At 61.3% G+C, this 24,778-nt stretch carries 24 protein-coding genes and 6 pseudogenes; 5 read left to right on the forward strand and 25 right to left on the reverse strand.

The window, feature by feature from the left end; genetic code table 11:
* Positions 1-126 precede the first annotated feature (126 nt).
* The 9 genes and pseudogenes from AZC_RS25235 to AZC_RS26185 all read right to left on the reverse strand — a co-directional run.
* The gene (locus tag AZC_RS25235) at positions 127-1,113 is read right to left on the reverse strand and encodes a nodulation protein NodZ (protein WP_012172334.1); all 987 of its coding nucleotides are present in this window, start codon (positions 1,111-1,113) and stop codon (positions 127-129) included.
* A gap of 29 nt (positions 1,114-1,142) precedes the next feature.
* On the reverse strand, positions 1,143-1,895 hold the full coding sequence (locus AZC_RS25240) for an ABC transporter permease (RefSeq protein WP_158304144.1): 753 nt from the start codon (positions 1,893-1,895) through the stop codon (positions 1,143-1,145).
* 8 nt (positions 1,896-1,903) lie between these two features.
* The gene (locus AZC_RS24555) at positions 1,904-2,959 is read right to left on the reverse strand and encodes an ATP-binding cassette domain-containing protein (protein ID WP_148209884.1); all 1,056 of its coding nucleotides are present in this window, start codon (positions 2,957-2,959) and stop codon (positions 1,904-1,906) included.
* Complete coding sequence (locus AZC_RS19615; RefSeq protein ID WP_012172337.1) at positions 2,841-4,523, reverse strand: nodulation protein U; 1,683 nt, start codon at positions 4,521-4,523, stop codon at positions 2,841-2,843. Before AZC_RS19615 ends, AZC_RS24555 begins: the two co-directional genes overlap by 119 nt.
* A gap of 36 nt (positions 4,524-4,559) precedes the next feature.
* Positions 4,560-5,234 (reverse strand): nodulation S family protein, encoded by a 675-nt coding sequence (locus AZC_RS24700; protein WP_148209885.1) that lies wholly within the window; start codon positions 5,232-5,234, stop codon positions 4,560-4,562.
* Positions 5,210-6,403 (reverse strand): chitooligosaccharide synthase NodC, encoded by a 1,194-nt coding sequence (nodC, locus tag AZC_RS19625; RefSeq protein WP_012172339.1) that lies wholly within the window; start codon positions 6,401-6,403, stop codon positions 5,210-5,212. Before nodC ends, AZC_RS24700 begins: the two co-directional genes overlap by 25 nt.
* Positions 6,404-6,431: 28 nt before the next feature.
* Positions 6,432-7,064 (reverse strand): chitooligosaccharide deacetylase NodB, encoded by a 633-nt coding sequence (gene nodB, locus AZC_RS26430; RefSeq protein WP_012172340.1) that lies wholly within the window; start codon positions 7,062-7,064, stop codon positions 6,432-6,434.
* On the reverse strand, positions 7,061-7,651 hold the full coding sequence (locus tag AZC_RS19635) for a NodA family N-acyltransferase (protein WP_043879623.1): 591 nt from the start codon (positions 7,649-7,651) through the stop codon (positions 7,061-7,063). Before AZC_RS19635 ends, nodB begins: the two co-directional genes overlap by 4 nt.
* Positions 7,652-7,875: 224 nt before the next feature.
* A pseudogene (locus AZC_RS26185) lies at positions 7,876-8,064 on the reverse strand (IS30 family transposase); the annotation flags it as partial.
* Positions 8,065-8,118: 54 nt separating this feature from the next.
* Here AZC_RS26185 and AZC_RS19645 point away from each other — a divergent pair.
* Positions 8,119-9,116 (forward strand): annotated as a pseudogene (locus AZC_RS19645) (IS256 family transposase); the annotation flags it as partial.
* A 296-nt stretch (positions 9,117-9,412) separates the two neighbouring features.
* Here the strand turns inward: AZC_RS19645 and AZC_RS25245 are convergent.
* Positions 9,413-10,165, reverse strand: a pseudogene (locus tag AZC_RS25245) (IS5 family transposase).
* A 301-nt stretch (positions 10,166-10,466) separates the two neighbouring features.
* Here AZC_RS25245 and AZC_RS19660 point away from each other — a divergent pair.
* The 4 genes and pseudogenes from AZC_RS19660 to AZC_RS26190 form a co-directional block, all read left to right on the forward strand.
* Entirely contained in the window at positions 10,467-11,687 is a 1,221-nt protein-coding gene (locus tag AZC_RS19660; protein WP_012172344.1) for a cytochrome-c peroxidase, read from the forward strand.
* 44 nt (positions 11,688-11,731) lie between these two features.
* Positions 11,732-11,864 (forward strand): annotated as a pseudogene (locus tag AZC_RS25595) (IS3 family transposase); the annotation flags it as partial.
* A gap of 74 nt (positions 11,865-11,938) precedes the next feature.
* A pseudogene (locus AZC_RS19665) lies at positions 11,939-12,732 on the forward strand (IS5 family transposase).
* Positions 12,733-12,741: 9 nt separating this feature from the next.
* Positions 12,742-13,026 (forward strand): annotated as a pseudogene (locus AZC_RS26190) (IS3 family transposase); the annotation flags it as partial.
* Positions 13,027-13,363: 337 nt separating this feature from the next.
* On the opposite strand, the gene AZC_RS19670 reads toward AZC_RS26190, so the two are convergent.
* The 15 genes from AZC_RS19670 to AZC_RS19735 form a co-directional block, all read right to left on the reverse strand.
* On the reverse strand, positions 13,364-13,810 hold the full coding sequence (locus AZC_RS19670; protein WP_012172347.1) for a CopG family transcriptional regulator: 447 nt from the start codon (positions 13,808-13,810) through the stop codon (positions 13,364-13,366).
* 5 nt (positions 13,811-13,815) lie between these two features.
* Positions 13,816-15,807, reverse strand: a complete 1,992-nt coding sequence (locus AZC_RS19675; RefSeq protein WP_012172348.1) for a conjugal transfer protein TraG — start codon at positions 15,805-15,807, stop codon at positions 13,816-13,818.
* Positions 15,808-15,828: 21 nt separating this feature from the next.
* On the reverse strand, positions 15,829-17,568 hold the full coding sequence (locus AZC_RS19680; RefSeq protein WP_043879624.1) for a relaxase/mobilization nuclease domain-containing protein: 1,740 nt from the start codon (positions 17,566-17,568) through the stop codon (positions 15,829-15,831).
* Positions 17,569-17,811: 243 nt separating this feature from the next.
* Complete coding sequence (locus tag AZC_RS19685; protein WP_012172350.1) at positions 17,812-18,474, reverse strand: lytic transglycosylase domain-containing protein; 663 nt, start codon at positions 18,472-18,474, stop codon at positions 17,812-17,814.
* A 1-nt stretch (position 18,475) separates the two neighbouring features.
* On the reverse strand, positions 18,476-19,021 hold the full coding sequence (locus tag AZC_RS19690; RefSeq protein WP_012172351.1) for a S26 family signal peptidase: 546 nt from the start codon (positions 19,019-19,021) through the stop codon (positions 18,476-18,478).
* Complete coding sequence (locus AZC_RS19695) at positions 19,018-19,539, reverse strand: DUF2840 domain-containing protein (protein WP_012172352.1); 522 nt, start codon at positions 19,537-19,539, stop codon at positions 19,018-19,020. The genes AZC_RS19690 and AZC_RS19695 overlap by 4 nt, the downstream gene beginning before the upstream one ends.
* Positions 19,536-19,787, reverse strand: coding sequence for a hypothetical protein (locus AZC_RS19700; RefSeq protein ID WP_012172353.1), 252 nt, complete (start codon positions 19,785-19,787; stop codon positions 19,536-19,538). Before AZC_RS19700 ends, AZC_RS19695 begins: the two co-directional genes overlap by 4 nt.
* Entirely contained in the window at positions 19,784-20,437 is a 654-nt protein-coding gene (gene parA / locus AZC_RS19705; protein ID WP_012172354.1) for a ParA family partition ATPase, read from the reverse strand. Before parA ends, AZC_RS19700 begins: the two co-directional genes overlap by 4 nt.
* Positions 20,434-21,543 carry a replication initiator protein A gene (locus AZC_RS19710; RefSeq protein ID WP_012172355.1) on the reverse strand — a complete coding sequence of 370 codons (1,110 nt, stop codon included), beginning with the start codon at positions 21,541-21,543 and terminating at the stop codon, positions 20,434-20,436. The genes parA and AZC_RS19710 overlap by 4 nt, the downstream gene beginning before the upstream one ends.
* A gap of 8 nt (positions 21,544-21,551) precedes the next feature.
* The gene (locus AZC_RS19715) at positions 21,552-21,833 is read right to left on the reverse strand and encodes a helix-turn-helix transcriptional regulator (protein WP_012172356.1); all 282 of its coding nucleotides are present in this window, start codon (positions 21,831-21,833) and stop codon (positions 21,552-21,554) included.
* A gap of 295 nt (positions 21,834-22,128) precedes the next feature.
* Positions 22,129-22,455 carry a DUF736 domain-containing protein gene (locus tag AZC_RS19720; protein WP_012172357.1) on the reverse strand — a complete coding sequence of 109 codons (327 nt, stop codon included), beginning with the start codon at positions 22,453-22,455 and terminating at the stop codon, positions 22,129-22,131.
* Between the two features lie 630 nt (positions 22,456-23,085).
* Positions 23,086-23,526: a hypothetical protein gene (locus AZC_RS19725; RefSeq protein WP_012172358.1), complete on the reverse strand. Its 441-nt coding sequence runs from the start codon at positions 23,524-23,526 to the stop codon at positions 23,086-23,088.
* A 128-nt stretch (positions 23,527-23,654) separates the two neighbouring features.
* The gene (locus AZC_RS25870; protein ID WP_173362978.1) at positions 23,655-23,822 is read right to left on the reverse strand and encodes a hypothetical protein; all 168 of its coding nucleotides are present in this window, start codon (positions 23,820-23,822) and stop codon (positions 23,655-23,657) included.
* 282 nt (positions 23,823-24,104) lie between these two features.
* A complete protein-coding gene (locus AZC_RS19730; protein WP_012172360.1) occupies positions 24,105-24,527 on the reverse strand; it encodes a type II toxin-antitoxin system VapC family toxin in 423 nt (140 codons plus the stop codon).
* Positions 24,524-24,778 carry a FitA-like ribbon-helix-helix domain-containing protein gene (locus AZC_RS19735; protein ID WP_012172361.1) on the reverse strand — a complete coding sequence of 85 codons (255 nt, stop codon included), beginning with the start codon at positions 24,776-24,778 and terminating at the stop codon, positions 24,524-24,526. The genes AZC_RS19730 and AZC_RS19735 overlap by 4 nt, the downstream gene beginning before the upstream one ends.

Genomic DNA, 24,778 nt, shown 5'->3' on the forward strand with positions numbered 1-24,778 from the left:
ACACTCTGCCATCTTCCCTGGCGGTAGCACCCCCTAGCCTACCACCGACAAACTGCGACCGGACTTCGCCGTTACCTTCGCAAATACAAACGATGCAACACAGCGTTATCCGCGCGGCACTCGTTATTAACCGCTCGATGCGCCGCCGGCTTTCCTGTCTGCTTGGCAGAATACTCCACGCGCTAGATCAAAATCAAAAACGCGCTCAACCAACAAACTCGGCCACCGCGAAAAAGCACTCGTCGGCGGATATCGAATCAGGACGTCACACCGTGAAAGCAGTTGCATATCGACCAGCGCAGCAACGGCGCCACCTAGACCAAAGTGGGCTGAATGCAGCTCTCCCTCGCCCCTTTGCCGAAACTCCTTTTCGGTGGCGAACAGCCCCGGCATTTCTCGCCTGAACCACTCGCTCACTGCTGGACTGTCCGTGCATAAAAATATCTTCGTTGATCGAAAAGGGAATTTTCGTCGCTCCTCACGGATCTTGTGCGCTACTAAATTCATGGCCGCATTTTCTTCGCACCAGTAGCGATCATGATCCAATATATCTTCGCCATTACCGTGCCTTATATGGACGCCGATCACGACGTTACCCAAAAATCTCTCGGCGTACACCCGATCAACCTCTTGGCGCACATACTGATTCACAATTAGGTGATCATAGAACTCGCGCTCCAGATCCTCGTCACAGCACCACATGAGACAGCAATCACAGATGACGGCCGCAGCATCAGCGTCACGCCGGGAAAAAAACAAATTTCGCAGCTCATCACGCTCCCGAAATATTTGCGCATCCGATCTCGTCCCTCTCTGCTTTACTGGCAGGCGCCACCACGCTGGAATTACAGATGATTCAAGCGCCAGACTCGATGTTCTCGACACGTAATGGACAGAAACCCCGCCGATATCGTTGATATTATCGAACAAAACCGGGAATAGATTGATATTGGGGTCCGCTGAATAGCAGGATTCACTCCAATCCACCACGAGACTGCGCCGAGTGTGCCTTGCGTATGACCAGGCCGCAGCGAGAGACCAAAGGCAGTCACCCAACCCAGTCCGCCTCCTTGAGATGACGGATCGCCCCTCAGGACAGGCAGAGTTATACATAATCAGACCCCTCCAGTTAGCCGCGAAACCTAATCGTCCAGCCGGACGCAAATCACCTTTGCCGAAATGAAGACCATTACTGAGGCATAAAGTAGAGATAGCAATAATAATGGGCCGACCTGCGTGCCACGGCCTTCATATACTACGTTCCGCACATCGTTCACCGCGCGGTATAGGGGCGAAAAGTGAATCATCCCAGATATGACGTCGTTACCTGTAAAGCGCGGCACAATAACGCCACTCAGAAACACCAACGGGGCGATAGCGATCGACTGGTAGAACGCGAACAATGCATATCCGCGCGAAATGGCGGCTACAAGAAGCGATGTCGAAGAAAATATTAACGCAACGAATAATATATCCGGCAGTATGTAAATTACAGACCATCCAGGAATATAGCCCAAGAAAGCCGTGCACACAGCCACAATTGTACCGGCTACGACGCCCTCGTACGCAGCCCAGAGGACTTCACCTATTAGGTAGTCTGAAACGCAGATCGGCGCATAGCGCATTGACTTCAGCGTTCCCGTAACATATATACGACTGTAAGTGCCGTATAGCATTTCGTAATTCGAAGCGGACATGGCGCTTGTGAGTATTAAACCGCACGCTAGAAATTCTGCATATGAGCGCCCGTCCACCGAGTCTACGATTTTACCGAGACCCACTCCGAGCCCAAATAACATTATCAGTGGATCGATGACGCTGCCGAGGACAGAGGCGGCCATTTCGCGGCGCCACGACATAGCGTTCCGTTGAAATACAGCCGCCCAGGTGACCATTCTCTCTCTCATTTTTCGCCGTTCACCCCGCCAACGCCAGTCCAGGGAAACCCTGGAAAGCGGATTATGTCGTCTAATGTTGCGAAGCGTGTGGTCGTGGGAACTGCTTCCTTCTTAAGGACGGCCTCTAGGGCAAAGTCGCTCGATGGGTGCACTGCACTCAAGCGGCCATCATTTTCGTGAACATGCAAGCCGTGATTGCAGAACAGCTCTTTTCCCCGTGGGCTAACAGAATGATCTATCTCGAGGATTTTTAGCGCACCGAGGGCCTTTAACAGAGCCGCCGTTTCCCATTCCGCCCGCACAGTCCCCGCGCAGATGCAGGCGATTCTATCCGTCATGCGCTCTAAATCTTCGGCGAGGTGTGAAATCACAAGTACCGTGGCCCCTGTCGCGTTTGACGCCTCAATTTGCTGCCACAAGGCTGAACGCGACTTAGCATCCAGCCCGACCGTAGCTTCATCGAGTATGATGACGTAGGGGTCATTTACTAGCGCACGCGCCACCATCGTTAAGCGCCGCATACCACCGGACAGCAATCTAACGGGCCGGTTGGCACAGTCCATCATGCTAAATTTTTCGAAGATCTGGTCCGCCCTTTTTCTTGCCTCGGACGCCGTCATCCGACACAGCCGTCCATAAAGCATCACATTTTCGTAAGGCGTCATATTTTGCTCAAGGCAGTCGTCCTGCGGAACAACTCCGATCCTAGCGCGAGCCAAATGACCTTGCCGCCTCATATCTTTTCCGAACACAGTTACAGTTCCCCTATCGGGCGGCGTCAGACCTAGGATAATATTTATTAGACTACTCTTTCCTGCGCCGTTTGTGCCCATTATTCCATATCTCTCCCCTCTCCTGACATACATGTCGAGTCCTCTTAGGACGTCGATGCCGCCCCTTTTCTTCCAGACCCCCGTCGCTGAGACGGTATAGTGCCTATCGTCAGGGGATTCGCGCATCAACATCATTGCTCCATAGGACGTTTTCCGCCCAAACTTTCGCGATCCTTCCCCAAGTGCAGGCTGACGCAACGTCTGGGAAAAAGCCCCGACCGAGCGCATTCGCACTTGTATTGCAGAGCAAGGGGATATTCGTAAGTTTCTCGTATTCTACGAGTAGCTTCGCCACCGGATGCGCCGACGTACGCGCGATGGTTTGCACTCGCGCCGAGCCATCAAGGTGCATAATGGCCGGCACCCTATCGCGCCAGCCTTCACGAACCTTGTGATCGTACAACATGTAGCGATCGTTCGATCCCGGTTCAAAGATCTCAGGCGCACGATCTTCTAGGCATATTGGAGCCACTGGGCGAAAGTATTCTCTCTGCTTCGCGGCATTGAGCCGGTCTTTCATCGAGCGATCGGATGCAGGGGCTAGGATACTCCGAGCGCCGAGCGCCCTAGGCCCCAGCTCGGCGCGGCCAGCCAGAAATACGACCGGCTCGCCGTCCGCCAACAAGGCCGCGAGTTCTGAAAGCTCGCATGCAGATCCGCGCCAATTGGCATCTGGCGTTGACTTCACCAGATGGGGCCCGCTGAATACGGACCAGTTAATGGGAACTAGGCCGTCGTTCGCGACAAGTGCGCTGCACGCCGCCCCGATGGCAGATCCGCTATCATTTGGGAAGGGTGAAACCCAAACATCTCTGAACAGGCCGCTGGATCTAAGCGCGCTGTTCCATTTGATGTTTAAGCCGCACCCCCCCGATATGCACAAGTTGCGCGACATGTTGCGCCCCGCACGAGCAAGCTCATGCCGGAGCGTTTCGATCAAAAGACGCTCCACGAAATAATGAAATGTGGCCAGAATATCGTGCTCCGGCGCGCCGGCGACTAGAACACCTATCTCTTCGAAGAATCGATGGGTCTGTATCAGGGCGACGCTAGTATTCGCAGACATCCTACGGTAGGATAACGCATTGGGCGAGTGTCCCGCGAGGTTATTTTGATAGCTCGTCTGTATGGCAGCCGTGATTCGGCTATCTACAGTCCCTGTACTCATGTACGACATCAGTTTGCCGGCTAGATCGAGCTTCCAACTGGTTCTGTCCGCATTCTTATAGGGTCCAAAATGGTGGCCGGCGCAGGCGTAGGCATGGCCGATCATGGGGAACAGCGTATTAATAAACCTAATCCCTCCGTCCGAAATCTCGTACAGTCGCGGCCAAATACTACCATCCCACACCAAGCAGAGCGCCTTTTGTTTGAAAATCGCGAACGGGCTTGTGCAATATACCGACGCGATATGACCCATTACATGAGGTGCGCTTTTGTACGTATAGTCTCGCCCAAGTATGTTCAAACCGAACCCTTGCGTGAATTCGTTTGCGCGATCCGGCTCCTTTTCCACGTACGGGGCAACCTTAAGCTGGACGCGTCCCGCCGCGCCGAGTAACTCCACCCATGCATCAACCTCGCCATCCCATCCATCGATGATGTACTCGTCGATGTCTGATGGTTGAAAGCCGGATCGATGCAAAGCCAAAGCAATTTCGTCGGTATGTTCAATTCTTCTATATCGCTCATTGTTTGTCAGCTTTTCCATCTCGATGCAGGCCACGAGATCGCGCCCATCCAACACCGCAACTCCACCGTCGTGGGTCAACTTCAAACCGCACCGCTTCATCGTCCGGCCCCTGGTCCTTGTTAGAGATTGCCTTGCTCAACGTCGGGTGAGTTTCGCGATGACACAATCCTGCCCCGGCAGTCCACCGTTGATGCGCCGTAGATCAACTATGCGGAGGCGGCTCTGTGCCAGCTCGAGCACCGCCTCCGCCCCAAACAAATGCCCCCAACTTCGGCATACCGCATTACGAGGAGAGCCAAATATAAATTGCCCATCGGATCGTAACAGCTGAACAATATTCTCCAATGCACCTCTGAGTCTCTCTTTCTCATGTATATAATACAAAACTTCGGTGCAGATTATAGTGTCATACTTTGCGTTCAAATCCATTTGGCAGACATCTTGTTCATGCCAAATTATATCCGAGTTGTTGACGCGTTCTTGCGCTTTGGCTATCGCCTCAGTCATAAGTTCGACGACCGTTAGACTCTGACTATATATAGACAGCCGTTCGGTGAGCGCCCCAGCCGCGCAGCCGATTTCGAGTACATCTCCTAGCGTCCGGCCGCCAAGACACAGCTCCATGATTGCATGGAGACGTTTTTGCTCGTACTCGCACGAGCTGATGTTCCACGGATCTCGCGCGTCGAGATCCTTTCTAAGCAGGTCCTTGACGCCAGCGGGGCTCAGATTCGTAGCTACCAAATCAGGGTCTTCCATCTTTTTCCCACAAATTAACTGATGTTTTAGGAACTCTCGCGTGATAGCCACCGACTATCCCGAATGGTTAACAGGGCATAGAGTTTTAACGGCGTTAAAATTAGAACATTCAACGCTGAGTGAACGATGAAGTATAGAAACCGAAAATCTTTCGCTATAAGGGCGACAGAACAACATCTTATTATAGACATCCCCACAACGACACCCAGAATGATAACGGGCGTTTGCGACCCTGATGTAGTCAGCGAAAGCGAAATCATGGTCATCACAAGTAAGAGAGCCGTACCCAAATTCTGTGCGCATATCTCAAAGGTGATATATTTGCTTAGATTTTTCTTTATACGTAAGGCGAGGGCGGTGTCGCGATAAGTGCTGCGGGCCCAGCGGAGTTGCTGGCGCAGGTACGGCGCCAGCCCATCCGGAACCAACGTCCTCGCTACGGCACCTGGGACGTACCCGGTCCGAAATCCCGCCTTCAGCATCAGGATTGTGAGATGGCGATCCTCACCAAAGTTGCTCGGACGCCCTAGGAATGTCTGGTGCTCATATTCTGCCAATAGTGGCGTAATTGCAGATCTTCTATACATGGCGCACGGCCCACAACAACACATCACGGAGCCAAACCTCGACTGCGCAATGCGCTCCTCGTTACACGCAAGCCAGTACTCCATATCGATTAATCTGGTAAGCCAAGATCTTTCTCGATTCTTTGCAACGAGCTGCCCCATGACACCACCGACATTCGGGGCTCTCATGGACGACGCAAGCTTTGTAACAACATCCTTATCTATAACCGTGTCCGAGTCTACGTTTAGTATCAGGTCTCCGTCTGTTCTCCTGATGGCCTCCATTTGCGCGGCGCGCTTCCCCTTGTTTTGATCAAGTTCGACAAATATGAACCTTTCGTCGCTCGCGTACTTGTCGCATACTGCGTGAAATGATGTTTTGTTGGTCGACCCATCGTCTACCACGACAATCGTTATTGGTCCGCGGTAGTCTTGTGCGCATATAGAAGCGACGCACTCGAGCAATGTGCTGGAGTTCTCATTGAATGTCGGCACGATAACGTCAACCCTTGGAGTGAGCGGCAAAGCATCACTTTCGAGACCAGCGACATCCGTTACGCTCGACACGTTAATGAACTGGACCACCTTGTATGCGCTCGCCAACGTCACGTAGGCTGCAGTCGCAAGCAAACCGATCACATCTACGACACTCATCTGGCATCTCTTTTCTTGTCGACTCGCCTCATGGCAACGGCTGAAGCGCAAATCCGCGCGCCTGAAGAGCTGGAACGACGTACCGGAGCGCCGCTAATGTCTGAGCTCGGCCACCACGCACGTCCCACATCGCAGCTTCATCTGGAGGGCACCCGTCGTGCAGAAGAATTATCGAGCCAGGTCGAGCGTTATCTAATATCTCATTGATGAGATTTTCTATTCTCGGCGCCTCCCAATCTCTCGGGTCGACAGACCACGAGACAGGCCGCAAGCCGATTTTATTCACAACGTTTAATATCTGGGTGCTCCACGCGCCGTATGGGGCACGGAAGTGCCGAACAAATCCGCGACCACAGATATGCTCGAGGCATTTTTGCGCAGACGATATTTGATACTCTACTTCCTCGCCGGCCCGGTCTTGTAGATTGGGATGGTCGAACGTATGATTTCCAATAGCGTGACCGTCCAATTGGCACTGTCGTGATATACTAGGGTATTCTTTTGCAAACCGGCCTATTTGAAAAAATGTCGCAAGAGCCGAGTGCTCTCTCAGTATTTCGCATACTGCTGGCGTCACGCTCGGGTGCGGCCCATCATCGAACGTGATGTATATTGAACTCTGATTCTGCGTGATTCGTGCAGCTTGCCCAAGGACACTCATAGCTCTGGCCCATTCCTTTCGATGTCAACACCCTCTGGCCAACGATCTAAGGTCTCGGTAAGCGGGAGTATAACGGCGGCTTTTTTCTCGATTTTGGTCGGTGGGAGATCCGGATATATATCTGGCTGAGTCGATTTTATATTTACGTTGTCGACTATTGCGCCCTTACCGTTGCGACAGAAGCGCTGAAAATGGATCCGCAGTTCATTTCGGAAGCAACCAAACGCAAATGGAACCCCGAGCGCCTTTAGCACGGGAAGCATCGCCAAAGTAGAATGACCTATACCAAGGCCCTCAAGGTCTCTCCGCACGCCGTACAGGCCCAACTCCGCGACGGCTATCTGCTCCCCCCCCACTTTGATGAAGCGGCGGAGCACCCCCATATGCGCCGCGACCCCGGATTCGTCATATGCGATCCCGCGCAACTCTGGACGAGCTCCGGCCCAGCTGCGCCCTCCCGCAAACGGTAAAGCGTTGAACGCACCAGTCGCGCCATAAACGCTCTTGAAGAAGTCCGATAGCTCAGCGTGGTCACCATTCGTGAGATCACTCTCCCAAGCGACGCGCCAAGTCACCTTAGATATCATTCGGATACCTCGTTTATTATACTGCGTCACGCGGCTTACATGAGGCGGCGCAGTAACATTCTCTGGTGCACAGTAATTATGCACCATCATTCTACCGGTCAATTCCAATTACCGAATACAGCCAATCCACGTGATCGATGGCACAATCTTGCTGCGTGCCCCCCTTCTTCGCGCGCGTACCACGTTGCCGCTGAGGACGCGCCAGCCCCCGCAGTCGTTGCCACGTTGGCGGTTTCGTTCGCGCCGCGCTGCCACGGACTCTGAGGGTCGCAGAAGTTGACGTGGACGTCAGTGTCGATCATCAGCCGAGGATACTGGGACATCTCGACACCCTGATCTCGGGTCAGCGACCGACGCAGATCCGGCGGCAGGGTTGCGATGGCTCGGGTGATCGCGTTGCGCTCCGCCTGAGACTGCCAGGAATTTCGTGTGCGGGGCGGTCATAGTAGACCTGAAGGAGGCTTCCGATGGCACGACGCAAGTCGCCCGGCCTTTCTGGTGCGCTTCTGGACCATCTTCTTGGCGGCGCGGGTCCCAAGACGGCCATTGACGCCAATGGCTTCTCGACGATCTGAAGAAGGCTCTGGCCGAGCGGCCCTGAACGCCGAGATGGATCATCATCTGGCGGGCGACGAAGCCGACAACAGCCGCAACGGATATGGCCGCAAGGCGGTGACGACCGAGATCGGCCGGATCGAGCTGGACATCCCGCGCGACCGGCAGGCAACCTTCGATCCGCAGCTGATCGCCAAGTACCAGCGGCGCTTCCCAGGGTTCGACGACAGGATCGCGTCCATGTATGCCCGCGGCATGAGCGCCTGCGAGATCGTCGGGCATTTGCGCGAGCTCTACGGCATCGAGGCCTCGCCTGATCTCGTCAGCGCCGTCACGGATCCCGTGCTGGAGGAGATTGCCGCCTGGCAGGCGCGGCCGCTGGAGCCGGCCTATCCCCAGGTGTTCTTCGATGCCTGTGCGTCAAGGTCCGCGACGAGGGCATCGTGCGCTCACCAAGGCTGTCCATATCGCGCTCGGCGTCCGCGCCGATGGGACCAAGGAGATCCTGGGCCTCTGGCTGGAGCAGAACGAGGGCGCTAAGTTCTGGCTGCGGGTCTGAACGAACTCAGGAACCACGGCACCGAGGACATCCTGCTGGTCGTCGTCGATGGCCTGAAGGGCTTCCCGGACGAGATACGCGCCGCGTTCCCCGAAGCGACGGTCCGGACCTGCATTGTCCATCTGCCGCGTCACAGCCTAGACTTCGTCTCCTACAAGGACCGCAAGGCCGTCGCGGCCGCGCTGAAGGCATTTATCGCGCGGTGGACGCCGCTGCCGGCGAAGTCGCGCTCGGGGCCCTCGAGGACAGCCTGTTGGGCCGCCGCTACCCGGCCATCGGCCAGAGCTGGCGACGGGCCTGGGCCGAGGTTGTCCGTTCTATGCCTTTCTGGCCGATGTCCGCCCCATCCTCTCAGGAGTTGGGCCCTCCGACAAATCTGGGGCGATTCAAAGTCAAACACCTAGGCAGCATATTCAGTGCCACCGCCCACTGCAGCCCGACAGCAGGTGCTTGCGTCACTCGGCCCGCATCTCGCGCAGCACCGGTAGGCGACGATGTATTGTGAGTATTGGATCGAATGCGCTCGGAGCGGCCACGGGGATCGCAATTGTTATAAGCACCATGCAGAGCATCTTCTGTATATCGATATACTATGAGATGAGGCGAATGAGGCGAATCTGAAGGGGATGATGCCGCAGGCGTCGGACTCATAACGCATTGATCCAGATGCGTGTTGCGGCGAGCTTGAGGGCCGCGAGGAAATTGTCCGGGCGGCGAACGTATCGCGTGGCGAGGCCTCGCATCTGCTTGAAGCGGTTGAAGAAGCGCTCGATCTGCTTCCTCTGGCGATAGAGCCATGGGTTGAAGGGGAAGGTCCGCTTGCGGATAACACGTGGCGGCACATTGGCGAAGGCGCCGCGTTCTGCCGTCTCGGCGCGGATGGCGTCGGTGTCGTAGGCCTTGTCGGCGAGAAGGATGCTGCCGGTTGGGGCGTGAGCCAAAAGTTCGCGGCCCACAGGCGCATCGCCGGCCTGGCCGGCGGTGAGCCGGAAGTGGATCGGCCGGCCCTCAGCGTCGACCAAGGCGTGGATCTTCGTGGTCAGTCCACCCCTGGAGCGTCCCATGCAACGATCATCATCGCCCCCTTTTTGACCGCCGTGCTGGTGAACGCGAACGCAGGAGCTATCGATCATGACGATGTCCCCGTCATAGGCCGTCGAGACAGCTTCCAGCAACTTGTCCCAGACCCCCGCCGCCCGCCAGCACACGAAGCGGTTATAGAGGGTTGTGCGCGGACCATAGCGCTCTGGCACGTCCCGCCACGGCGCGCCGGTTCGAAAGCGTCAGAGGATACCGTTGATCACCCGGCGGTCGTCCACCCTCGCCACGCCCCGCACCTTGTTCGGCAGCAGCGGCGCGATGATCGCCCATTCCTCGTCCGACAGTTCGTGGCGGCGCATCTCTCTTACTCCCAGTTCGGGAGCTTGAATCACGACACGCTCACGCGCGCAAATTTATAGGGCCACTGCCTAAGGGCTATTCTGGCGCATGTGGCAGGCACGCCGGCGGCTTATTCGCCACCCACGCCCCAAGGAAGGCTACACCGCGATGGCGCGAACGCAGCAGCTCACTAAGCGCTTTTATCGGCCTCTATTTGCGTTTTTAATGTAAAATTTCATGGGATGTTTAATTTTTATTGCATTAGTTCAAAATGAGTCACACACTTGCGACATCGCAATTTATCCTCGAAGGATCGCAAACATGCGCGATAGTGGAATCATAGAAGCAGCATCAATCGTGTCGCCATTTATTCTTCTGGCGCTAGCTTTGGTAACAACCCTAGACGATGATTCCGGCCCTCTTGCAAGCTATGTAGTGAACAAGAGCTACGGTCAATCGTGCATTGATAGTTCTCGATCGTGTGAAATAATGACAAATCTCGGCCAAGCACTCTTTTTTGACGTAAATCTTTCAGCGAAGAGAACGCAGTCCTGTGCTACGTGCCACGATCCCGAACGTGCCTTCACCGATGCGCGCCCTGACCCGAAGCGCGGCGCCGTTTCTCTAGGTGCTGATGGGCACTCCTATGGCGCACGTAACGCTCCTAGCGTTGCCTATGCCCGCTTCAGCCCGCCCTTTCGTCGCACAATTTCTGGCGATTTCTTTGGTGGCCAGTTTTGGGATGGGCGCGCAGACACCCTCGAGGCTCAAGCCGGCGGACCCATTCTCAATCCTGTAGAGATGGGGATGGCGAGCAAAGCCAGCGTAGTGGCCCGCCTGAGGGAGAACGAGGACTATGTCGCCGCGTTCCAGGAACTGTTTGGCCCAGATATTTTTACAACTTCGGATACCGCCTTTGCCGCACTCAGAATGACGCTCGCGACGTATGAGCGCAGCGCTGAGGTGTCGCCATTCGACTCAAAATATGATCGGTTTCTTAAGGGGGAATACCAGATGACCCCACAGGAGGGGCTAGGGCGTATGCTCTTCTTCTCCGAACAGCAGACCAGTTGCAGCCATTGTCATTGGTCCGCCGTGAAAGACTCCGTATCGGAGACCTTTTCAAATTACAGTTTTCATAACATTGGTGTGCCGCGAAACCCCCTTCTGGACAACATTGTCCCAGACCACGGCCTTCGTGACGGGAGAGGCCTTCGCGACGCACGTCAAGATGGGCGCTTCAAGGTACCGAGCCTGCGCAATGTCGCGGTCACGGCACCCTACATGCATAATGGCGCCTTCGCCAACCTACGAACCGCTGTCCTCTTCCATGATAAGTACAATTCACGAAACCAAGCAGCGCAGCTCAATCCCGAGACAGGGCAACCTTGGGGCGTACCGGAGTTGGAGGAGACTGTGTCGGCGACGGAACTACATGCTAGCCGGCCACTTGAATCGTCCGAGGTCGATGCCTTGGTGGCTTTTCTGAAAACATTGACCGATAAACGGTACGAACCCCTGCTGCCGCCGCAGCCAGGATAACGTCGCTCCCAGATTCTACGCAATTCTGAGCTTGCCCTTTATGCTGGCGCAAGGAGTTCGGCGGGCTGAAGAGCGACCAGGTGAAGCGGCTTCCAGGATTTGGAAAAGGAGAACGAATGGCTGCGCAAGGCGGTATCGGACCTGACGCTGGAGAAGCTGAAAGAAGCTGCGTCGGGAAACTTCTAAGAGCCCGTTTGGAAATTCGTGATCCGGGGATTCCTCTTTGTCCGTGCTTATGATTCAAGCTGTGGATGTGGACAGCAGACCAGCGGGGCCGGATGGCCAGGATCGCCCGGAAGACGAAACGCTATCCCTCGGACCTGACGGATGAAGTATGGGACCGGATGGCGCCGTTGATGCCGGCTCCCGGACGCCGGGGGCGGCCCCGCGAGGTGGAGTTTCGGGAAGTCATCAATGCGGTGCGCTATCTGGTGCGGTCAGGCGGCGGCTGGCGGATGCTGCCGATCCATTTCGGTCACTGGCGCACCGTCTACGGCTGGTTCCGGGAACTGGCGCGCCGGTTCCTATTCCAGACCATCCACGATGTCGAACTGATTCTGGACCGCGAGCGGGCGGGGCGTGAAGCGAGCCCGAAGGGGGCGGTGATCGACAGTCAGACAATCAAGGCGCCGCAAGCCGAAGCCAGGGGCTACGACGCCGGCAAGAAGATCATCAGGCGCAAGCGCCACATCGCGGTCGACACGACGGGCGGCTCCTGATGGTCCATCTGACGAGCGCGGACATCTCCGACAGCGCCGGCGCACAGATGATGCTCGATGCGATCCGCAAGCGCTGGCCGTGGGTGAAGCACCTCTTCGCCGACGCCGCCTACGATCGGCTCAAGCTCATGGACAAGGCCGCCTATCTCGACTTCGTCGTCGAGATCATCCGCCGCGATGGCAAGGCTTCGAAGTCCTGCCGAGCCGCTGGGTTGTCGAGCGCAACCTTCGGCTGGATGACCCGATGGCGCCGCATCGACGTTTCAACCGCGATGATCCTCGTCGCCATGAGCGCCAATTTGGCCCGAAGAAATGCACATCCCTGAATTTCCAAACGGGCTCTAAGCCCCGCCCGTCGCCGTCGATGCATCGCGCACGTCGTGGTCAAGCTCGGCGTATCCGAGCGGCTCGCGTGCCGGTTCTGGGCAGCATCGATCCAAGCAGCGCAAGTGCCAATGGGCCGTGCCGATGAGGCGGAGCTGACTGCCGACATCATCGAACTGACCACGCGATAAGGCCGCTATGGCTATCGGCGGATCACGGCATTGCTGCAGGCGGGCGGCTGGGCAGTGAACGTGAAGCGGCTCGAGCGGGTCTGGCGGCGGGAGGGTGTCGAAGTGAGCTACTCCCCGATCCTTGGACAGGTTCGCGGGTGTTTTAAGCTACTCTGCGGGCCTGCTGATCGGTTTCGATACCGTTGAAGTAGACCACAGCGGGCGGCTGCCCGCCATGGGCGGCGGGAGGCCGCTGGTGGTTGTAAAAGGCGATCCAAGGGGACGCTCGGGCCATGACGAGACGGCATCAAATGATGCAGAAAAGTTCCTGCTGCCGGTCGATCCGACTATTGCCGCGAGCAAGATGAATGAACGGCGAGTTTCGGGCCTCTGCCAAACCCGGCCGAATGGCCGATATGGAAAGCGGACGTCGCTGAAAGGGTTGTCGAGAGGCTGCTATAGGTCAACTCCGTCCGCCCCTGTCGTTCTCCGTTCCTGCTAAATCCTCCTCAATCTCCCGCCGAAGCGGGGGCCCCTTCGCAAGGCGCCGGCCGAGTGCGCGGGTGTAGGCTGTATAGCGCTCGGAGACCTTGGCTCGCGCGGCCTGGGCGGCCGGTTCGGGCAAAGCGGGGGTGGTGGCGAGCCAGAAGCGGATGAAGGTGGCGAAGGCCTCGGTCGAGATGCCGAGATCCCGCTCCAGCCGGGCAAGGCGGCGATCGATCTGGCCGAGGCGCCGGGCAAGAGCGGCTTCCTGGCGCTCGGCGCTGTCGGGCGACAGGAAGGAGGCGATCGCAGCCTGGGCGATCAGGGACATGGACTGGTCGCGTTGAGCGGCGTAGTGCGCGAGCAGGTCCAAGACATCTGGCTCGAGATAGACGGAGATCTGCGCTTTCTTCGTGCGGCCTGCCATGGCGATCACAACTCCATGCCGTCATTGGGATTGAGGCTGACCTGACGGGCCACGCCTTGCATCAGTCCTTTCATGCGCCGGTTCCGGGCGGGGACGTCGTCCATCTCGTCGTCGCGATCCAGATCGAACTCGAACTCGTTCTCGATGGGCGCGCTTCTCTCGACCGGCTTGACGCGGCTGAGCTCGGGCTGATGCCGGTGTTCGGAGCCTGTAGGGTCATCGTCTCGACCTTCGACGGCGGCGCCCCTGCCGGCGCCGTTATGGGGCCTGGGCAACGGCAGCGCAGTCCAGTCATCGTGTTGGACGGTCAGGCCACGAGAGGGCATTGGCGGCGGCAGGAGCCGGTCCCGGAGGCGCGCGTCCTCGTAGTATCGCACCTTCTTCGCGCGGATCGGCGGGGTACCGGCGACCAGGACGATCTCGTCCGTAGGCGGTAGCTGCATGACCTCGCCGGGGGTGAGCAACGGGCGGGCGGTCTCGGAACGCGACACCATGAGGTGACCGAGCCAGGGCGAGAGCCGATGGCCGGCATAGTTCTTCATCGCCTTCATCTCGGTCGCGGTGCCGAGCGCATCGGAGACGCGCTTCGCGGTGCGCTCGTCGTTCGTGGCGAAGCTCACGCGGACATGGCAGTTGTCGAGGATGGAGTTGTTCGGGCCATATGCTTTCTCGATCTGGTTCAGCGACTGGGCGATGAGGAAGGCTTTCAGGCCATAGCCGGCCATGAAGGCGAGCGCTGATTCAAAGAAGTCGAGCCGGCCGAGCGCGGGGAACTCGTCCAGCATGAGCAGCAGTCGGTGCCGTCCGGCCTTTGCCTGCAGGTCCTCGGTGAGGCGCCGGCCGATCTGGTTGAGGAGCAGGCGGATCAGCGGCTTGGTGCGATTGATGTCGGAGGGCGGCACCACGAGGTAGAGGGTCGACGGTCGCTTGCCGCCGATGATGTCAGCGATGCGCCAGTCGCAGCGCCGCGTCACCTCGGCAATCACCGGATCGCGGTAGAGGCCAAGGAACGACATGGCGGTGGAGAGCACGCCCGAGCGCTCGTTGTCGGATTTGTTCAGCAGTTCGCGCGCGGCGCTGGCGATGACGGGATGTGGGCCAGCCTCACCCTGGTGTGCCGTCTTCATCATGGCGTCGAGCGTGGTCTCGATCGGCCGCTTTGGATCGGACAGGAAGGCGGCGACGCCGGCGAGCGTCTTGTCCTTTTCGGCATAGAGCACGTGGAGGATGGCGCCGACGAGCAGCGCGTGGCTGGTCTTCTCCCAGTGGTTTCGCTTTTCCAGCGAGCCTTCGGGATCTACCAGGATGTCGGCGATGTTCTGGACGTCCCGCACTTCCCATTCGCCGCGGCGCACCTCCAGCAGCGGATTGTAGGCGGCTGACCTGGCATTGGTCGGGTCGAACAATAGCACACGGCCATGCCGGGCGCGGAAGCCGGCGGTGAGCTGCCAGTTCTCGCCCTTGATGTCATGGACGATGGCCGATCCCGGCCAGGTCAGCAGCGAGGGCACGACCAAGCCGACGCCCTTGCCGGACCGGGTCGGCGCGAAGCACAGCACGTGCTCCGGCCCGTCATGGCGCAGATAGTCTCGTTCATACCGGCCGAGGACAACGCCATCGGTGCCGAGCAGCCCGGCGGCCCGGACTTCCTCCCTCTCGGCCCAGCGCGCTGAACCATAGGTCTCGACCCGGGAGGCCTCGCGGGCCCGCCAAACCGACAGGGCGATGGCGACGGCGATGGAGAGGAAGCCGCCAGAGGCGGCGATCAGCGCGCCGCGAAAGAACACACCCGGCGCATAGGCATCGAAAAAGTACCACCACCAGAAGAAGGCCGGCGGGTAGTAGATGGGCAGCCCGACAAGCGCGAACCACGGCGCGCCGAGCTGCGCCTGATAGCCGAGGCTCCAGGCCACATATTGTGTGGCGCCCCAGATCGCCGCCAGCACGATCAGCGGCACGGTGAGGATCTGCCCCCAGAGGATTTTCGTCGCCGACATGGTGATGATCCTTCTCTGCGGTCAAAGGCCAAGGCCGCGCTTGCGGCCGAAGCTCCAGTCGACGCCGCCATCGTCACGGGCGACGCCGGAGACATGCTTGCCGAGCTGGCGCTCCAATGAGGGCGACCAGGGCACGAGCTGGAAGCCGAGCCCATCGTCGAGCATGGCGAAGCGACCGGAGGCGAGCACAAGGCGCTGGCGATACGTCCCGGCGACATACTCGCCGGTGCCGGCCTTGTTGAACGGCAGGCCACTCTCGGCGGCGAGCTTGTCGCCGACGGCCTCCAGTTCCCGGCGGCGCAGCGTCTCGATGAGGTTGCGGGCGAAGACGACGCGCCGTCCTTGTCGCTCGGCCAGACCTTCCCCGACGAGATGCTCGGCGCGCCGGTCGAGTGCCTGACTCACCTCCGCGCCGAAGCCGCCGTCCGACAGAGCAACGGGGTCACGCGCGATGGCCTGCCGGTCGAGCCAGGTGGCGCCGGTAGCAGTCACCTGATGGGCGATATCCAGATCGGAGCGCACGGCGAGTGCCACACGCCGCTTGCCGTGGGCATCGTCGAACGTCCTAAGTTCGACGATGGAGCCGGCCGCCCCGTCACCGGCGGCATCGAGATCTGGCAGCCGGATGTGATGGGAGCGCCCGTCCACGCCATCGACGATGGCATAGGCGGAGCCGCGGAGTTCATCATCGAGGCCGCGCGCGACCAGCCGGCCGATCACCGGCACGTCGAGACTCTCGGCGGCGAGGACGTAGCTGGCCGTGCCGCGCTCGATACCGCGGTCGGTCAGGGCGCGGTGCATGCGCTTGATGATATCGCCGCGCTCACCGAGCGCGCGCAATGTAGCCTCGGCTTCCGGCTCCACCACCCATTGCGCGTTGCCGATCTCGGTGGCGAGGCCAAGCGCCTCCAGCTTCCTGAGACGCCCGATCTTCAGCGCATGGTAGTCGTCGGGCTTCCGGCCGGGAACCGTCGCCATGTCGATGATGCCGCTCTCGCGGGTCTCGCGCACGAGCTGCCGATCGAGCTCGGTCCACCGCTCGGCCTCGATCTGGCGTTCCAAACCCCGGCGGATATCGAGCTCGGTGCGCGGGCCGAATTCCTGGGTGATCAGGTCACGGGCGCGATCGCGCATGCCCTCCTTGATGTAGTCGCGGGAGATCACGAGATCCTGGCCATCGTCGCGGCGGCCACGGACGATCAGGTGCACATGGGGATGCTCGGTGTTCCAGTGATCGACGGCGACCCAGTCGAGACGGGTGCCGAGGTCCTTTTCCATCTGCCGGGCGAGGTCACGGGTGAAGGCCCGCAGGTCCTCCATCTCCAGGGCGTCGTCGGGCGACACGATGAAGCGGAAATGGTGACGGTCCTCGCGGCAGCGCTTGGTGAAGGCGTCGACATCCACGCTTTCGATCTCGGGACCAAACATCCGCGCCTTCTCCCCGTCGCGGGTGACGCCCTCGCGGCGTAGATAGTTGAGGTGCTGACTGAGGGAGCCCGCGCGGGCCGTGTGTCGGACGACGCGGGCCTTGACCACGGCGCCGCGCGAGCGCGGCGTGATCCGGCGGCTGGCCTGAAGGCTGGCGACCTGCCCGCTGCCGAAACGCGAGCGGTTGCCAGACGCGATCTTGCCGGAGCGTGAGACCCCGCCGCCGGCCTTCCGGGCCGCGGCGAGCGCCTGGGCGACGAAGGGGCGGGCCTGCTGGGCGCGGGTCGAGCGGATGCGGCCGGGACGGACGCGGAACTCGCGGTTATCGCTCATGGCGAAGCCTCGCAATGTGCAGAAAATCGTTGATGCGGAGCCATTTGCGGCACGCGCAAACCTTGTGGTTCGGCTCCGCAAGGTGCCGAAGGCGAAGGAAACACCTGCAGAAACAACACCCCGACCGCCGCGCAATGTGCGCGCTTTTATCCTGCCCTCGTGCGGTCGTGGTCCCGGTCCTACGCCTCCTTGCTCACCAAGGAACGCCAGAGCCCGACACCATGCGAAAGCGGGCCCGCCTGCTCATGGCGCCCTCCGCGATGGCAACGGTGCGACGAACAGCGCGTCCGATCGCGGCGCGAGGAACCCGGAATCGACTGGATTGCTGCGCTCGGGCGGCGTGGCGAACAGCGGAGCCTCGCGCCAGCTTTGCGTCATTGGCCGCACCGATGCGGTGGCGCCGGCCGCAGACTGATTGTCGATGATCGGCGCCAGAGCCGCGATGTAAGTGCGCGTCTCTGGCGGCAGCGGTTTGCCGGCAAGCGACGCTTCATAGCGCGCCGGCCCGGCATTGTAGGCCGCGAGCATGGCGCGGATGCTGCCATAGCGGTCATGGAGCTGGCGCAGATAGGCCGCGCCAGCGAGGATGTTGTCGCGCGGGTCGAACGGATCGACGCCGAGACCATGATGGATGCGAAGCTCGTTCCAGGTCGTGGGCATGATCTGCATCAGCCCCATGGCACCGGCCGATGAGGCGGCGTGCGGATCGCCGCTGCTCTCGGCTTGCATGACTGCACGGATCCAGCTGGCCGGAAGCTCGAAGCGCTGCGCAGCCTCGTCGATATAGGCGGCGTAGGCATTGTCTGAGGCCTTCATAACCGGCGGCGCGTTTTGCGCGTTGCCGATGGAGGAAAACACGCAGCTGAATGACAGCACGGCTGCGAGCAAAGAAGCGGAGCGACGCATGTCAGCGCACCGCCGCGCGCCAGACGAAGTCACTGTTGCCGGCTTCATCCGTGAGGAGTGGCATCGCACGGCCGATGACGGTGCCGTCTGAAATCGGCCCGAAATACCGTCCGTCGAGACTGTCGCCGACGTCCGGGTTCATCAGGAACAGATGACCGGGAGCGATACGCCGGCAGCCCTGCCAGACCGGCAGATCGCGGCCCATGCGGTCGCGCGGCAGCGCTTCGCCAAGCGGCACGCCATCGACGGTGATGGCGTCATGGAGGCGGCAGACCTCCTGTCCCGGAAGCCCCATCACGCGCTTCAACAGCGGCGTGCCCTCACCGAGATAGCCGCGCCCGATGAGGAACGCGGCGAGCGGCGGTGGTGGCATTACCACGACCAAATCGGTGATCTCGAGGGCATCGGCCGGCTCGACCGAGTAGAGCCCGATAGGGACGCTCGCCGAGATATTCCAGATCAGCTTGAGTGGCGTCGGCAGCGTTGCGGCGTAGGCCATGCCGACGCTGGTGGCCGCAGCCATCAGCACATAGGCGGCGCGGTTCATTGACCGCACTCCTGCCGCTTCAGCCACGCCTGATGGCGCTCTGCTGTATAAGCACGTGGCTCGAAGCCGACGCTGGTGCGGTGGGCGACATGCCCCCAATGGTCAGGAGCGACTTTCGCCGGATCAATGCCGATTGCCTCGATCGCATCGATGTGCTGCAGGAATTTCTCGACCTTCGGCCAGCCATCCACTCGCAGCAGGATTTCGCCGCCGGGCCGGATGAAGGGCAGCGTCTGGTAGCCGTCGCCCGGCGCCACGCAGCGCACGATATCGAGGCGGGAGGCCACGGTGCCGAAGTCGTTCGACGCCCATCGGACAAAGCCGAAGATGCAGCCGGGAGGGAAAGAGAGGATGCGCCGGCGGCGATCCAGAAGCTGCTCATGTGCGTGATGGCCGAAGCGGATCCAGTTCTCGATGCGCTTCTCGATATGGGTCAGCTCGACATGGGTCAGGGTATCGGACGGGGGGCTGGACGCGGAAGCCGTGCTTGCCGCACGGGGTGCAAACGCCGCGCTCATGGCTGGTCTCCTGATGTGGGAGGGAATTCACGCGCGAGGAGGTCGCGCAGCATCTCTGCGACGGTGACGCCGCGCCGGAAGGCGGCGACCTTGATCCGGCCGCGCAGTTCGGACGTCACATCGATGGTGAGGCGCGCGGCGAACGCGGCGCCCGGGCGGCGTTCGGTCGAGACATCCGCCGCCTTGACCCAGTGCTCGGGATCGGCAGGTCGAGAGGCGAAGTCCCGGCGGATCGGGCGTTCGCTCATCGCGCTTGCCTCCCGAGGTCGAGACCATTGATCTCGGCGGAAAGCGCGGCGATCTCGCGCGTGGCTGGGCCGGCATCGTCGCGTTCGAAGACAAGACGCCCGGACTGCGCGGCCGCTGCAAAGGCAATGCGCTGGCCGACGGTGCTGGCGAGCACCGGGGGATCGTGATCGGCCAGCGTCCGCGCGGTCTCGCGCGCGAGAACCGTGCGCGCGCCGCAGCGGTTCAGGACGAAACGAACCAACAGCGCCGGGCGGTAGATCCGGGCCTCGCGGATGAGCGCCAGCATCTCGGCCGAAGCCCAGCCGTCGAAGGGCGAAGGCTGCACCGGGATCAGCACCAGGTCGGCGGCGAGCAGCGCCGATCGCATCAGCCCGGCGACGCGGGGCGGTCCATCGATGACGATGTGATCCGCGTCACGCGCAAGCTCGGGCGCCTCCCGGTGCAGCGTGTCGCGGGCGAGCCCGACGACACCGAACAGCCGTGGCAATGCCTCGCGGCTGCGTTGCTGCGACCAGTCGAGACTCGAGCCCTGAGGGTCGGCGTCGATCAGCGTGATCCGCTGTCCCTGCCGGGCCCATTGCCCGGCGAGATGCAGCGCCAGGGTCGTCTTGCCGACCCCGCCTTTCTGGTTGAGGAGCGCGATGATCATCGATGCCCCCTTGAGTGAGGGGGCATCTGCGAGGGCCTGTCAGGCGGCGCTTTTCCAGGCCACTTTGCCCCCAGCCGGTGCTGATCTGCGGCGCTCACAAAAGCGCTCGCACGCCTCTTAAAGTTAGATTCTGGGTTAGACTCTAAGTTAAAGGCGCGATTTCCTGATGCAGGACAGGGAGTTAAGGCCTGTTTGGGTTCCTGATAGCACGAGGCACCGGTTCCCGATGGCACGATAGTCCGGGTTCCCGATAGCACGAGCCTATCCACAGGCTGTCCACAGGGGGAGGCTGGCTCGAAGGCGAGCAGCAGCCGGCCGCCAACCTCGACCTCGACGAACAGCATGTAGCCGGGAAGCGGCTGGCGCCGGATCAGATCCTTGAGTTCGAAGGCGAAGCGCTTGAACGGCGACAGGCTGCCCGACTTCTGGTGCAGGTGCCGGAAATCGAAACGCCACCCATCCTGTTGCCGCCCGCCATGCTTGCGCACCAACCGGTAGAGCCAGCGTTCAAGCCCGCCCGTCAGCCCGAAATAGGCCCGGTCGATGGTGAGCACGAGGGCGTCGTCGAGCACGGCGCGGTAGAACCAGTCCGGCAGGATGAGGTCGACGCCGTCGGGCCGGCCGTTGCGATCGGTGCGCTCCTGCCATTCATTGATCCAGGAGAAGCGGTGCCGGCGTCCCTCCGCTGGCTGGCGGATGCTGGTCGAGACTGTCGTCGACTGGAGACGGTCGAGCGCGGCCTTGAGGCGCTGATAGTCGCGTAGAGAAGTGCCCCGCCCGACAAAGGTGAGGATCTCATAGGGCGTCGCCGCCATCAGGCGCGAGGTGCGCAGCCCCGCGTCGCGGGCTTCCACGATCTGGCTCGCGGCCCAGATGAGAATGTCGGCGTCCCAGATGGTCGCCATGCCGTGGTCGGGCACGGCCTCGACCCGGATGGCGATGTTGCCGGTCCGGAAATCGATCGGCGCCACGCGATGGGTCTTGGAGAGGGAGAAGAAGGGATAGGCCATGAGATCCTGCGCATCTCGTGGCGCGAAGTCGCCCGGCAGGGCGCGGAACAGATCGAGCTGTCCGCGCTCCGAGAGGCTGTGATGCCGCGCCGCCATGGGGGCGTTCAGCGCGCGGCGCGCCCGGCGAACGAACCGGCGGCAAGCGCATGGCGCTTGGCCGGCAGGACGGTGCCGCGCGGATCGGAGGTCGAGGTGACCGCGCCGCGATCGGTCCAGGCCTGCAGGTCGTCGATGGAATAGACGACGCGTCCGCCCAGCTTGCGATAGGCGGGACCGGTGCCATAGGTGCGGTGCTTTTCCAGCGTGCGGGCCGACAGGCTGAGAAACTCGGCGGCTTCCTTGGTGCGCAGGTAGCGCGGCGGGAGGGTGGCGAGATCAGGTCGCATGGAGCGGGCCTCCGTGGGCGTGGCGGGAGCCACCGGAGTGCGGCGGCGGACGGGGACCACGGTGGCGGAGGAGGAATGTCGGGAGGGATGGGGAAGATTGGGGGGCTAAAATCCCCACCCCGTCACGCCCGGCGGCGGTGAGGCCTCCGACCTGCTCCTGCGTCGGCCGACGGGCACGACCGAGACCGATCCCGAGGACGACACATAGGGCTCGATTGTAGACATCATCGCGATCTTCGCCGCTTGGCGATGGAGTGCGTCCCCGGCCTCAGTGGCCGGGGACGCGGTCCGCGCTTCAGTCGCTGCGGCGCCCGTTGGGGCGGGACCAGATGAGGGAGAAGTTCTCGCCGTCCTCGTCATCGAAGAGGTTGGCGTAGATGGCGGCGGTGAAGCTCGGATCGTCGAGCTTGAGGCCCAGATAGTCGCGGCCCTCGGTGGAGCGCTTGGACCAGGCGGCGCCGATCTCGGCGCGGCCGACCAGGACCCGGTGGCTGGGGGCGTTCTCGCCGGTGGCGCGGGTGTCGGGGATGATGCGCACGCCCCGGGCCTGCACGCCGAGGGTCACGATGTCGCCGGTGAACTCGTTGGTTCCGGTCTTCTTGAAGGTGCCAATGGTGGCCATGTTCCGTCTCCGTCCTGTCTTCTGAGCCCGCACGATTGCGGCCTCGATGGCGATCTGCAGGCCGGAGGCGAGCGACGCCACATCGCCTCGGGGTCCCCGTCGCGTTCGCGATGGGGTGAGGATTGCGACCGCAGCACAGTGGAGGACGGCGCAGGCGCGACTTTGTTGTTTCGCGAGGAATGACGGCGATCCGGGGTCCCCGCGCAGCGCGCGGGGTGGGCGTCGGCAGGGGAAGAAAGTCGGGCCTAGCCGTTGTGGCATAGGCGCTCGAGGCGCAGCCGTCCTTCGGCCAGATCAGGCCATTGAAGAGGCCGTTAGGAGCGGGCACGGACGGATGGATGACGGAGAGGCCGTAGCCCTCGCGCCGGTTACACAGACCCGACCGGCCAATATGAGCGGACGATGCCCTGAGGCTGGCCAAGCTGCGCATTCCCCGTCCCTCCAACGTCGCGAATGCTCTGCCCCAAGAGGTCTTTCGGCTGCGACGCGGCCGCCGTCCTCCACGCGCACCAATCTTGCCGCATCAGAGGGCAAAGCCGGCGCGCCGGTTCTCCGCTCCCTCCCGGCCCAGCCAGGTGACGCGGACGGTATGCCGTTCGTTGTCTGGTGCGCTGAACGGCTATCGCGGCGTCAGGGAGGGGAGCTGTGCCCGTCAGAAGGGCGGAACGCCTTCCTTCCGGTGATGCGCACGAAGGCGACGACGCCGACCACGCCGGCTCCGAGGATCGAAAACACCATCTGCCACGGCCGGGAGGGCATGGTGTGTTTCAGGATGCCATGGGTGGCGTGAAAGCCTGCCGCCACGGCCGGGACGACGAACAGGGCAGTGATGAGCAGACGCGCCCAGATCGGGCGGACGATCGCGAAGAGGAACTGGCCGAGGGCGAAGGTCAGGGCTGCGGCAGCAAAGCCGACAAGGATAGCGCCGGGCCATCCGGCGCCGGTGCCATAGGCCCATGTGCCCGCCGTGATGCCCGCAAACAGCGGCAACGCGAATACCGCCAGCGTGAAGAGCAGCCAGCAGAGGAATGCGATCGTCGCCATGCTGAGGAGAATGCCGATGAAGATCATGGGGGCGGCTCCATAAAATCAGATCGATGCGCCTCCACCACCTCAGTCACACCGGCACGATGGGCAGAGTTGGAGCAGTCTCGGTGTGGAGGCGACCGGCCACCATTCACAGCCGCCTGTTCGCCTGCTCACGAGGGGAAGGGGTCTATTTCGCTGACGATGGCGGCTTCTTCGCCGTCATATTCGGCAGCCGGGGTAACGGAGAGCGTGCCGTCGCCGGCGCGGAAGATAACGACGGTGGCCATCAGGGTGGTTGCGAGGCTGAAGGCGAAGGCGTGAGCGATCTGGGCGGACATCGACCTGGCTCCTGCGCGAGCGGAGGTCCATCCCCCGCTGACAGGCGCCCGAAAGGGCCGGCCGGTGGCCGCAATCACCACGTGAGGCGCAGCCGGAGCGGCGGCACGCGTAGCGTAGTCCGACCCTTCATGGGTTGATGGCGTCAGGCCATCGGCTGGACCCAAGGATCAGCGTCGTGAAGCGGGGGTGATCGTCCGGTCAGGAGACCTTGATGGCGGGTTACTGCGCAGGTCGCTTCCCCAGCGTTGCCGGGTTCCACACGTGCTGACCGTGGCAGGTCGTCAGCGGTCCACGTTCCACGGATTGATGACCACCACACCGGCGGCGTCGAACGCGCTGGTATCGCGCGTGGCCACAGTGAAGCCCCGGGAGGCTGCGATTGCGGCGATATAGCCGTCGGGCGTCGGAAAGCCCTTCCCGGCCGTGCGCGCTTGCACGGCGAGGTCGGCATAGCGTCGTGCGGCAGCGACATCGAACGGCAGAACGCGGTCGGCGAACAGCTCCATCACCCCGTCCAGGGCTTCGGTGAGCCTGTCCTTGCGCTTGCCCGCGGGTAGCGCACCGATGCCGTACAACAGTTCGGCGATGGTGACGCTGGAGAGATAGAGCGTCTCGGCCGCCTGCTCGTCGAGCCATGCCCGCACGTTGTCTTCGGGCGCGGGCTTCATCGCCTCCGATATGACATTGGTGTCGAGAAGGATCATTCGAAGCTCATGGGCTCGGCAGGTGTCCTGTCACGCGCCGGGCTGAGGGCGTCGATGTCCTCATTCGTCAGCCCGAGGCGACGGCTGCGCTCCGCGAGCACCGTGCCGAGCCGAAGACGCGTGTCAGGGCGAACGGCTGTCTCCAGGATGTCGCGCATCTCGGCTTCGGTGCTGCGGCCATGCTGGGCCGCGCGCACCTTGAGGGCACGGTGCGTCGCCTCGGAGAGGTTGCGGATGGTCACTGCGGGCAT

Source organism: Azorhizobium caulinodans ORS 571 (assembly GCF_000010525.1).
Classification (GTDB): Bacteria; Pseudomonadota; Alphaproteobacteria; order Rhizobiales; family Xanthobacteraceae; genus Azorhizobium; species Azorhizobium caulinodans.